The organism is Streptomyces sp. NPDC037126, assembly GCF_055605965.1.
The window spans coordinates 93,102-104,340 of record NZ_JBVJTD010000026.1; the positions used below are offsets into that span (position 1 = coordinate 93,102).

Genomic DNA, 11,239 nt, shown 5'->3' on the forward strand with positions numbered 1-11,239 from the left:
CCACCGTTCACCTGGCCGCGCGACCACGGTCACATGCGCCGCTTACGGACCCAAGCTGAGCAGTCGGCGACCGAGCCCGAAGCGGCCATCAACGAGTGGCCTGATGGAGACCGCAGATCCCCGTCCTCATACAGAAGCGGAGACGATAATGAGAAGCAAGATCTCTAGGAAGGCGAGGCCATGACGGGACCGGAGAGCACGCACGGCCAGAGACAGTCCGCCGCAGTGCCCTCTCCCCACCTCACGCCGGCACTGGAGGCCGTGGGGGCGGGAGCCTACGTCGTGGACGAGCAGGGCCGCATCCTCGCCGCCAACCGTCACGCCGAAGACCTGCTGGGCCACCCCGTCGACGCGCTCGTGGGGCAGGACGCTCATGACCTGCTGCACCGCGGGCCGCAGGGTCAGCACCTGCCCACGACACAGTGCGGCATGCGGCAGGCGTTCCACTCCGGCAGCCCTGCCCAGGGGTCCGACGAATACTTCGAGCGCGCCGACGGATCCCTGCTCCCCGTCTCCTGGACGATCACGCCGTACGACATCGGCGATCAAGGCGTCGGGACATTCGTCGTCTTCTACGTCCGCGGACAGGTCCCCGACTCCGGGCCGCGTGGGGCGCAGGCCGTCGGGAAGCTGACCGACTTCGAGCGGCTCGCCTTGCTCGCCGAGACCACGACGCAGCTGACGTCCACGTTCGACGTCGAGGAGGCGCTGCGCCGGTTGGTGGGCCTGGTTCTTCCGCGCCTGGCGGACTGGGCCGTCATCGACCTGATCACCGAACGCGACGAGGTGTGGCGTACGGCTGTGGTCCAGGCCGACGGCGACCAGCTGGTCCACCACGAGGATCTCGAAGGGCCGATGCCGCCGGTGCCGGAGGAGTCCCTGATGCCCCTGTCGAAGGCGCTGCGCGGTGTCGCCTCCACCCTGGCGGGCCCCGACACCTACCAGGGCACGCCGGACACCGGTATCACGGCCGAGCAGCACCGCCTGTTCGAGACCACCGGCATCCACTCCGCGGCCATCGCCCCGATCCGCAGCAGCCGCGAGGTCCTGGGAGCCCTCACCCTCGGCCGCGCCTCCATGCCCGGCGCCTTCACCGTCGCCGACCTGCCCCTGCTGGAGGACATCGCCCGACGAGCGGCCGTGGCCCTGGACAACGCCCGCCTCTACCAGCGCCAGCGCAAGGTCGCCGAGACCATGCAGAACCACCTGCTGCCCCAGATGCCGCAGGTGCCCGGCCTGCAGATGACCGTCCGCTACCTGCCCGCCCCAGACGCCTCCCAGGTCGGCGGCGACTGGTACGACGCCTTCACCCTGCCCGACGGCGCCACCGCGCTCGCCGTCGGCGACGTCGTCGGCCACGACCTCGAAGCCGCCGCCGGCATGGCCCAGCTGCGCAACATGCTCCGCGCCTACGCCTGGTCCCAGCAGCAGCCCCCCAGCCGGATCGTCGGCCGCCTCGACGAGGCGATCATGCCGATCACCGACGTCACCATGGCCACCCTCGTCTTCGCCCGGGTGACGAAGACCAGCGACGGCCACTGGCAGCTGTCCTGGACCAACGCCGGACACCCCCCGCCCCTGCTCATCACACGCGACGGGCTGGCCCACTACCTCACCGACGGCCACGGCCTCCTGCTCGGCACAGGACTCCGCACCCCCCGCCCCGACGCCACCGTCCTCCTGCCACCGGGCTGCACCCTGCTCCTGTACACGGACGGCCTCGTCGAAAAGCCCGGCTACACCCTCGACGACGGCCTGAACACGCTCCGCCAGCACGCGGCCGCCCTCGCCCACCGCCCCCTGACGTCCTTCACCGACCAGCTCCTGCGCCGCGTCCGCCCGCCCGGCCTGGACGACGTCGCCCTCCTCGCCCTGCGCACACCGGCACAAAGCAAAGCAGCGCCGTGACGAAAGGACCGCAGGTCAGGGGCGACCGTCCGGAGTTCGGTTGTGACCGGCCCTGCTCAGGCCGCAGTCCTTCGTACGCGATGACACATGGCGGTCATGGGCGCGACGGTCAGATCCAGTCCTTACGTTTGAAGACCCAATAGAGCACGGCGGATGCGACGACCATGATTCCGGTGGAAGCGAGGAAGCCGGCATGGGTGTTGACACCCGGATACGGAACGTTCTGTCCGTAGAAACCCGTGACGGCCGTGGGCACGGCCACGATCGATGCCCAGCTGGTGACCTTCTTCATGATCAGGTTCATGCGATTGCCCTGAACGGTGAGATTGGTCTCCATGATGGAAGTGACCATGTCGCGCAGTGACTCGGTCCACTCGGTGGCCCTGAGGACGTGGTCGTACACGTCCTGGTAGTACGGGAGCAAGGGCTCGGCGACGATGTGCAGGTCGCGCCGGAGAATGCTGTTGACGACTTCCCGCATCGGCAGCACCACGCGGCGCAGCCTGGTGAGGTTCTTGCGCAGCGCGTAGGAGTCCCGCTGGACGGAGTCCATCTGCTTGCGCCCCTCGTCGAAGAGCAGGTCCTCCACGCCTTCGATCCGGTCGTCGAGGTCCTGCACGGCGGCGAAGTGCCCGTCGACTATGTGGTCGAGCAGTCCGTGCAGCAGGAATCCGACTCCGTACTTGGCGAGATCGCTGTTGTTGTCCCAGCGTTCGACGACCTTCTCGATGTCGAACTGATGATCCGGACGAATCGTAATCAATGCCGTTGGCGTTATGAACACGGACAATTCACTCGCGGTCAGCTGCCCACTGGCCTTGTCCGTACTGATGGCGTAGGCGCTGAGGAAGGCATGAGTGCGGTAGCGGTCCAGTTTGGGCCGCTGGTGTTCTTGACGCGCGTCCTCCACCGCCAGCTCATGCAGACCGAACTCCTCGCTGATCATCGCGAAGTCGGCGGAGCACGGATCACACAGGTCCAGCCAGACCGCCGCGTCCGGATCGTTCACGTATTCCGAGATGTCGGCGGTCGGAAAGTCCTCCAGGATCAGCGAGCCATTGCGGTAGAGCCGTGTTCGAGTCATGGCGGCGTACCATAGACGGCCCTGGTAAGAAGCTCGCCCCCAGGGCCCGGCGCAGATCGTCCCGTTACTCGTACCGGTACTTCAGCGAGTCCGCCTCCGCCTGCTCGACGTCGGCGATCGTCAGCTCCGGCATCCGCAACTGGACCAGCGTCACCTCGGCCGAGGTCGGCTGGGCGTCGGCCGACAGCCACTGCTCCGGCTTCCAGGCCCCGCTGCGCAGCAGCGACTTGGGGCAGTGCGGGTAGACCTCCTCGATCCCCACCACCAGTGCACTGGCCGGCGGCTTGCCCACGGCGGTCAGCTGCGAGAGCAGCTCCGGGCGGGTGGAAACGCAGGCACGGCCGTTCACCCTGAGCGTCGTGGTGCGCCCCGAGATGACGAACAGCAGCCCGGCCCGTCCAGTCGCGACGACGTTCTGCAGGGTGTCCAGACGCCTGTTGCCGGTCGCGTCCGGTATCGCCACCGTTCGCGCGTCCAGGACGGCGACGAACCCGGCGGGGCCGCCGCGCGGGGAGACGTCACAGTTGCCCTCGGCATCCGCGCTGGCAACCAGGACCAGCGACGAGCACCCGATCAACCGCCGGGTCTGCTCGGTGAGTTCGGTCATCTGCTTCCGCACGGCCGCAGCACTGGGGACTTCGTAGACCCGGCGCAACGCCTGCTGGTCGGTCACGGCATCTAGGCGGAGCGAGTCGAAGGCACTGCCGGCAAGGGGTGTTGTCATGCCTCCGACCCTAACGGGCCGACATGCGATTGATCTTGGTCGGGAGGGCCCCGACAAGCAGTCCGGGGAGAGCCCAGCTTGACCGATAAGGGCAGAACCGACCTTTATTTCTGCTTTCGGTACGTTCCTCCACTGCTGTCATGCGGCAGCATCCATTGTGCAGCTCATGCCGCCAGGATCAGGACGACCGCCTCGTCGAGGGCGGCGATCTCCTCTGGGGTGAGGGTCGGGTTGGCGGCCCGCCGGGCCCTGGCCTCAGGCAGCAGCATGCCGTCTGTGCCACCGAGTTGACGCACGAGGGCAGGGAGGACGGTCCGGGCGACTTCGGCGGCGGCCGGCATGGTGAGCGCGGCCTGCGCGAGGATCAGCGCGGCCATCGCGGTGTCCAGGCCGGGAGGGCCCTCCTGGGCGGTTGCCCAGTCGATCACCACCGGGCCCTCGGCGGTGAGGAAGACGTTCTCCGGGTGCAGATCCAGGTGCACGATGCGGTGGGCGGGGTCCGCCCCGACCCGGGGCGGGATGGCGTGCAGTCGCAGTAGCAGGTCGGCCAGAAGCCCGCCCGCCTCCTCGCCGCTGAGGGTGCCCGCGACCAGCGCCTCACGCATCGTCGGCCCCGAAAGCCGCTGCATCACCAGCTCGCCGGCTCCGGCGCCCGGCCAAACCGCCGGCACCGGATACCCGTGCTCGGCCAGATACGCCATCACGGCCGCCTCACCGGTGGCGTCCTCGCCGTCGCGGTAGCGCCGCACCACCCGGTCCTCGTCCAGGGCGAACACATCCGCCGTCCGCCCCGCCCCGATCAGCTCCCCCATCTCCACCCAGCGAACGTACATCGATCGCCGCCGGAGTACGGCGAGTTCTTCATCGCCCGGGCGCCACCGACATGTTCTACGCCCCCACTGCCAGTGCAGTGTGCCGCTCCGCCTATGCCCGGGCGCGGCGTCCCCCTCACCGCCGCCCACCCGCGCAGTGCTCCTCCTCTTGGCCATCCAGCCACGGAGCCCGCGCAAGAAACCGTTTGGCGGACCGCCACGCCCCCTGCTACGTTTCCGGTGGCCGTGCGAGAGAGTGAGGAGGTGGTACCCGTGAACGTATCGACATGGGTGCTCTCCTCCGGGGTCACGGTCGGGCGATAGGTCGTCCGGGAGCGCCGCTCATGAGCACTCCCGAAAGGCACGACCATGCACTTCACTTCTGAACAGCGTCTCGACGGCGATGTCCTCGAGCGCGAATTCACCCTCGGCGACATCCCTGGCATCCTGTGGACGCCCCCGTCCTCCTCCGCACCGGCACCGCTGATCCTGCTCGGCCACCCCGGCGGACTGCGCACGATGTACCCCCGACTGGTGGGCCGGGCCCGGCACTCCGCGGCGGACGGCTTCGCCGCGGCCACCATCGAGCTCCCTGGAAGCGGTGACCGGCCCCGTTGGGCCGCCGTCGAGCAGGCCCGCGCAGAACTGCGCCGGGCGCTGCAGGCCGGCGAGCCGGTCGGCGACGACATCGTCGACGCCCTCGTCCTCCCGCTGGTCGAGAAGGCGGTCCCGGAATGGCAGTCCGCCCTGGATGCCCTCCTCGCGCTGCCCGAGATCGGTGGCCCGGTCGGGTACTCGGGGGGAGTGATCTCCATCGGCGTCCGCCTGGCAGTGGTCGAGCCCCGCATCTCGGCCGCCGTTCTGTTCGCCGGGAGTTTCGTGCCGCGCGCCATGTTCGAAGAGGCCCGTCAGGTCACCATTCCCCTCCACGTCCTGTTGCAGTGGGACGACGAAGGGAACGACCGGCAGGCCGCCCTGGACCTGTTCGACGCATTCGGCACCAAGGAGAAGACCCTCCACGCCAACCTCGGCGGGCACACCGGCGTCCCGCAGTTCGCGGGGGACGCCGCGGCCCAGTTCTTCACCCGGCACCTGCAGGCATCCACGTCGGCGGCGCCCCGGTGATCGATCTCAAGGTCGGTGACGCGAGTGACGGCAACGGTTTCTGGGCGATGTCGACACTGACCTGCGGCTGACGGACGGCTGCGGCAGCGGGCCGGTCGGCGGGCGCCACGGGGCGCGATCGTCCGGCCGGCCCCTGGCTCCCGTACACCCGTCGGAGCAGTGGCGATGGCTCCCCCCGCAGGATGGCCACGGGTGTGCCATGGGCGATGCTGTGGGCTGTGACAGCTGAGGTGCACCGTTCCGGAGCCACATCTGAAGACGGGGCCGGGGGCGCCGCCTCCGAGTCCGCCGCGCTTCCTCCTCCTGCCGAGGGCGCGCAGCGGCCGCCTCGCTCCCGGCTGCGGCGGTGGCTGCGGTGTGCCGCACTGGTCTGTGTCGGCCTGCTGGTGGTCGTCACGGCGGCCTCGTTCGTCTACAACGGCGCGACGGCGGGACGTGCCACGCCGCCCCGGGGGCTGAGGTACGTGCAGGCCGCCGACATCCGCACGCGCTACCAGACCTGGGGGACGCAGGGCCCACCCGTTGTCCTGGTGCACGGCGCCTTCGAGTCCGTGGACACCTGGTCGCGCCTCGCCCCGCTGCTCGCCCGCGACCACCGGGTGTACGCGCTCGACCTGACCGGCGACGGCTACAGCGAGCGCCAAGGCCCGTACACGGTCGACCACTTCGCCCGGCAGCTCCTGGGCTTCCTGGACGCGATGCACCTCGGCGGTCCCGGCGAGCGCCCGCTGCTGGTGGGGCACTCCAGCGGGGCGGCGGCGGTCGCCGAGGCGGCGTTGCGGGCGCCTGGCCGGCTGGAGGGTGTGATGCTCCTCGACGGCGACGCCCTGGACACCGGTGCCGGACCGCCGCCGGCCTTCAAGTACGTGCTGATCGACCCGTACCGCACCAGTCTGCTGCGGCTCGGGCTCGGCATCGACGCGGTGATCCGCAGCGTGTACGACGCTCAGTGCGGGCCCGCCTGTCCGCGCCTTGACGCCGCCGGCCTGGACCAGTGGCGCCGCCCGCTGCGGGTGCCGGGCGCGGAGAGCGCGCTGTGGAGCATGCTGGCCGCGGGTGTGCCGGGCCTGCCCGCGGACCAGGTCGCCCGGCTCGCCGGTGTGCACCTGCCCAAGTCGGTGGTGTTCGGCGCCCAGGACGACGTGTTCACCCGGCAGACGCCGCGGGAGACCGCCCGGCGCATCGGCGCACCCCCGCCCACGCTCATCCCGGGCGCCCGGCACCTGACGATGATCTCCAGCCCCGAGGCGGTCGCGGCGGCCGTGGACAGACTCACGGCCGCATCGGCCTCTCGGTGACCGGACCGCTCCCCCCTCTCACCGGGCGTTCCTCACGACTGCTCGACGGTCGCCTCGGGCGTGCCGCGGCTAGGGGCGGAGCACGATCTTGCCGTGGGTGTGCTGCTGTTCCAGCTCACGGAAGGCGTCCCGCACCTGTTCCAGCGGGTATGTACGGGCGATAGGCACCTCAAGCTGTCCGTCGGCGGCAAGCCGGGCCAACTCGCCGAGTACGACCGCGCATGCCGCCGCGCCTTCCCCGTAGGTGCGCGCGCCGATCTTGGCCGCGGCTTGCCAGTCGCGGATCGTGTTGATTCGCTCGGGCCGCACGCCCAACTCGACCGCCAGTGCCACGTAGCCGTCGCCGAAGGTGTCGATGAACGCGTCGACTCTGCCGCCGGACGCCTGGCGGATCCGCTCGGCCACACCTGGCCCGTACTCGACCGGGAGGACACCGCGGTCCTTCAGCCAGGCGTGGTTCCGGTCGCTCGCCAGCCCGATCACCGTGGCGCCTCGCCGACGCGCGAGCTGCACGGCAAGCGACCCGACTCCGCCGGCCGCACCGGAGACGACGACCGTGTCGTCCGGGCCGGGGTCCACCGCGAACACGGTGGCGTAGGCGGTCGTCCCGGCGACGTACAGCGCCCCGGCCACCTCCCAGGCCAATCCCGCCGGACGGGAGACCAGATTCACGTCGTCGACCACGACGAACTGCGCATGGCTGGCCCGCCTGTGGGTGAAGCCCACCACCTCGTCGCCCACCGCGAAGCCCCGGACGTGCGGGCCGGCCTCCACCACGACGCCGGCCAGATCGCTGCCCTGCCCTGAGGGAAACGCCGCCGGCCAGCGTTCGTGCAGCGCGCCCGTGCGGATGTGCGCCTCGCCGGGCTGGATCGCGGCCGCGCGGACCTCGACCAACACCTGCCCGGGACCGGGCACCGGTCGCTTCACCTCCTCCACCCGCAGCACATCGATCCCGCCGTACTCGTGAAACCGCACCGCCCGCATCGCGTGATCACCACACCTTCTCGTTCGGACAAGGCTTGGCCGGCCGCGCGCCGGAGGGCCGACGCCGACTGTGCCATCGCGTTCAAAGAGCAGACGCGGGAACCGTATTCCCAAGGACACGACCGAGTGCGATGCCGTCCGCGAGCAGTACCCACCGGTGGCATGACTCGGCCCCGGGACATCGACGGAGATCGGGCGTCCGGGCGCCTTGCGGACTCTCAATGGCCGCCCAGGACTGACCGGCCGATCATGTTCGGAGCCAGATGGTGAGGGCTGCGGCGGTTGCGGTGCCGAGGTGGACATAGCCGCGCTTGTCGTAGCGGGCGGGCACCGCCCGGTGCTGCTTCAGCCGGTTGATCGCCCGCTCGACGGTATTGCGCTTCTTTTACCGCTCTTCGTCGGTCAGCGCAACGGCCGCCCGGGGCAGGCCGATCCCACGGCGCGCGGACCGGAGTTCACCAACCCAGGAGCGCGAGAAGCGTCCGCTGATAGATCGGCCGTGTCGGCGCCGCGCGGCGCCGACTCGAAGGAGCCCTTGAAGACGACGAGTTCACCCCGGACGAGCGGCTCGTACAGCGCCCAGGCCGCCTCTATGGGGAATGCCGCCCGGCGAAGGTCCCGTAGCGAACGTAACGCCCGGCCCGGACCTGACGGCGCAGCAACGTGACGTGCCTATGCGGGCACAGCGCTAGACTCTGCGCCCGTACTAGCCATGATCATTACAGGAAGGAACCACATGTTCCAAGACGCCCCGATCTACCACCGGCTTGTCGCGGAGCGTGGCGACGTACCTGCGCGGGTTCGTGACGCGGCGACGAGCATACTGCGTGAACTCGATCACGTAATCGGTGCGATGGCGTCGCCCGCCCTCTCATCACACCCTATGCCGACCCGGCAGCCCGAGGCCGCGGCGCGAACTCCGCTCCCTCTCCCCCCGTCGTAGCCCGCTGCCTGGGCGCCGCCGGTACCGGGCGGATTCCCGTGTGCCGTCGTCTGTATGTGGGGCCGGATCTTGCCGGGCGGGTCCACCGACTGCCCGGCCCGGTTCACCGCACCGTCTACCCGGTATGAGCGCCGCACTTCGGCCGTCACCTCGGCGGCGGACAACACGCGCTGGCAGCTGGGCACGACACCACCGGGCGGACCGCCTCCGCTGCCGCCCCCTCAGCCATAACCCCGGTGTCACGCTCGTCCGCTGAGACACCTGCCCATCCCCGCCGACTCCCGCCAGGCCTGCACACGTCGGCGAGAGTCGAAGGCTCAGCCGTGAGGCTTGGCGCGCATCCTTGGTCGGGCATCGGTCCGACGCCGGCCGGGATAGCGTGGTGGGCCGGGACAGTGCCGGGCAGGCGAGAGAGGGCGACATGACAAGGATGGATTTACGGTTCGCCGCTTACCTTCCGCACCCGGCCGAGCGCCACGATACGGTGACCGCGGTAGTGGCGGAGGCAACCGGGGACGACGTGCCGACGCTGGCCTTGTTGCAGGCCCGGGCGCGCGGTGGTTCGGCGGGCGAGTGGGCAGACCGAATTCATCGGGCGCTTTGTAGTGAGCGCAGCTTGGTGATCACCGCGAAGGTATCCGGTGAAGCTGTCGGGTACGCGAATGCGGCGTTTCTGCCTGAGCACGCTGAGGACGGTGCCCCGGCTGGCTACTACCTGACCGGTGTCACGGTGGATCCTGACTGGCGCCGTCGTGGCATGGCGAGGCTGCTGACCCGGCGGCGCATGGAGTGGATCTGGGAACGGGATTCGGCAGTCTGGTGCTTCATCTCCGCTAAGAACCGCTCCTCCCTCGACCTGCACCGGCAACTCGGTTTCGACCAGCTGACGGTCGGTGCCTCCTTCCAGGGCATTGAGTTCGCCGGTGGTGAGGGGTGGCTTTTGCGAGCAGTCCCACCGCAACCGTGACGGGATGGATGCTGGACCCCGGACGGCACTCAGACCCGCCATAGGCATTAGGGTCTGTCTCTTCCATCAGGAGCAGAGCCAGATGATGACGGCCGCGAAGGTCACAGTGCCCAGGAACACGTGCCCGCGCTTGTCATAACGGGTCGCCACAGCCCGGAAGCCCTTGAGCTTGTTGATAGCCCGCTCGACGGAGTTGCGCTTCTTGTACCGCTCCTTGTCGAAGTCGGGAGGCCGGCCGCCATGCGAGCCGCGCTTCACGCGGTTGGCCGCCTGGTCGGCCTTCTCCGGAATGACGTGCTGGATACCTCGTTTGCGCAGGTAGGTCCTCGTGCGGTGGTTGCTGTAGGCCCTATCGGCGCTGACGGTGTCCGGGCGGGTACGGGGCCTGCGCTACGCGGTGGGAGCGGATGGGCGGGATGCTACGGACGAGGGGCACGAGCTCACCGTGGGCGCCGAACTCGTCCAGGACCAGGCGGTGGAGCCTGCCCCAGACCCGGGCTCGGCTCCATTCAGTGAACCGCCGGTGCGCGGTCGGCCCCTTCGGGCGGAACCCGTGTGGCAGTCGTCGCCATGTGCACCCCGTGGTGGCCACGAACACGATGGCCGGCACCTGCCGGTCCCCATACGGGCGCCGACCGCCACCCCGGAGCGGCCGATACCACCCGCTGAAGCAAGTCCCACAAACCCATCCGGCACCAGACGCTCCACCATCGCCATCACGACCATCAGCCCAGTGATCACCGCCAGTTGGGACGATCTCCAGGTGGGCAGGAAAACCCGTTCGGCGTCGTTGACGGAAGCCTAGGCCGAGACCTCGGCATGGCGGTGCGGGAGAAGTTGTCCGCACCACGAAGGTGCCCCCCATTGGCGAACACCTCGACGTAACCAAGCGCTACTAGCCCGCCGCAGGCCAGCCGCACTCGCAGGTGCTCACCATGTGGTCGCGGCTGTGGGAATGGGCACCGACCCGGCGCTGGCCGGCCCGGCAGCGGACAGGACGGCACCGATCAGGGCGGCGGTCAGCAATCCAGCCGCACTTAACTTGCCCAAGATGGACACGAGTTGCACTCCTTGATCTGCGCAGTGGGGCACTGCGCGCCCTGGTAGAGGCATCCGAAGCCGTCCAGGTTCCTTCTCAGTCGAAGGAGATCACCGTGTCGGGCACCCGGCGGTGCAGAGCCTCGGGCTGGTGCCGGCACCGGGTAGGTGTGGCGTCGGGGAGTACATCCAGCACCGTTCACTGCGGAGAGTGGGCTGATGTCCGACACGCTCCCAGGCTGACCTAAGAGGATTCTAAGTGGGCGGTTCGTAAGGTGATGTCCGTTTCCGGTTGAGGCTGGGCAAGGTCGCTGGTGGAGGCTCCGTCGGCTATGGCTTCCTGGCGAAGTTGC

At 69.5% G+C, this 11,239-nt stretch carries 9 protein-coding genes and 1 pseudogene; 4 read left to right on the forward strand and 6 right to left on the reverse strand.

Going from position 1 to position 11,239, the window contains the following annotated elements; translation table 11 throughout:
* The first annotated feature begins 180 nt into the window (after positions 1-180).
* The gene (locus ACZ7FF_RS37785; RefSeq protein WP_470818334.1) at positions 181-1,908 is read left to right on the forward strand and encodes a PP2C family protein-serine/threonine phosphatase; all 1,728 of its coding nucleotides are present in this window, start codon (positions 181-183) and stop codon (positions 1,906-1,908) included.
* 109 nt (positions 1,909-2,017) lie between these two features.
* Here the strand turns inward: ACZ7FF_RS37785 and ACZ7FF_RS37790 are convergent, their stop codons facing one another.
* The 3 genes from ACZ7FF_RS37790 to ACZ7FF_RS37800 form a co-directional block, all read right to left on the reverse strand.
* Positions 2,018-2,992, reverse strand: coding sequence for a magnesium transporter CorA family protein (locus ACZ7FF_RS37790; RefSeq protein WP_470818335.1), 975 nt, complete (start codon positions 2,990-2,992; stop codon positions 2,018-2,020).
* Positions 2,993-3,056: 64 nt separating this feature from the next.
* On the reverse strand, positions 3,057-3,716 hold the full coding sequence (locus tag ACZ7FF_RS37795) for an MSMEG_1061 family FMN-dependent PPOX-type flavoprotein (protein WP_470818336.1): 660 nt from the start codon (positions 3,714-3,716) through the stop codon (positions 3,057-3,059).
* A 164-nt stretch (positions 3,717-3,880) separates the two neighbouring features.
* The gene (locus tag ACZ7FF_RS37800) at positions 3,881-4,534 is read right to left on the reverse strand and encodes a phosphotransferase (RefSeq protein WP_470818337.1); all 654 of its coding nucleotides are present in this window, start codon (positions 4,532-4,534) and stop codon (positions 3,881-3,883) included.
* 363 nt (positions 4,535-4,897) lie between these two features.
* On the opposite strand from ACZ7FF_RS37800, the gene ACZ7FF_RS37805 reads away from it, so the two are divergent.
* Together ACZ7FF_RS37805 and ACZ7FF_RS37810 are read left to right on the forward strand one after the other, a co-directional pair.
* Positions 4,898-5,653, forward strand: a complete 756-nt coding sequence (locus ACZ7FF_RS37805) for a dienelactone hydrolase family protein (protein ID WP_470818339.1) — start codon at positions 4,898-4,900, stop codon at positions 5,651-5,653.
* Positions 5,654-5,871: 218 nt separating this feature from the next.
* On the forward strand, positions 5,872-6,951 hold the full coding sequence (locus tag ACZ7FF_RS37810; RefSeq protein ID WP_470818341.1) for an alpha/beta fold hydrolase: 1,080 nt from the start codon (positions 5,872-5,874) through the stop codon (positions 6,949-6,951).
* Between the two features lie 69 nt (positions 6,952-7,020).
* Here ACZ7FF_RS37810 and ACZ7FF_RS37815 read toward each other — a convergent pair whose 3' ends face one another.
* A complete protein-coding gene (locus ACZ7FF_RS37815; RefSeq protein WP_470818345.1) occupies positions 7,021-7,938 on the reverse strand; it encodes an NADP-dependent oxidoreductase in 918 nt (305 codons plus the stop codon).
* A 1,364-nt stretch (positions 7,939-9,302) separates the two neighbouring features.
* On the opposite strand from ACZ7FF_RS37815, the gene ACZ7FF_RS37820 reads away from it, so the two are divergent.
* Positions 9,303-9,848, forward strand: coding sequence for a GNAT family N-acetyltransferase (locus tag ACZ7FF_RS37820; RefSeq protein ID WP_470818342.1), 546 nt, complete (start codon positions 9,303-9,305; stop codon positions 9,846-9,848).
* A 66-nt stretch (positions 9,849-9,914) separates the two neighbouring features.
* Here ACZ7FF_RS37820 and ACZ7FF_RS37825 read toward each other — a convergent pair.
* Both ACZ7FF_RS37825 and ACZ7FF_RS37830 read right to left on the reverse strand, forming a co-directional pair.
* Positions 9,915-10,235, reverse strand: a pseudogene (locus ACZ7FF_RS37825) (transposase); the annotation flags it as partial.
* Positions 10,198-10,713, reverse strand: a complete 516-nt coding sequence (locus tag ACZ7FF_RS37830) for a transposase (RefSeq protein ID WP_470818344.1) — start codon at positions 10,711-10,713, stop codon at positions 10,198-10,200. The pseudogene ACZ7FF_RS37825 and the gene ACZ7FF_RS37830, both read right to left, overlap by 38 nt.
* Positions 10,714-11,239: the final 526 nt, after the last annotated feature.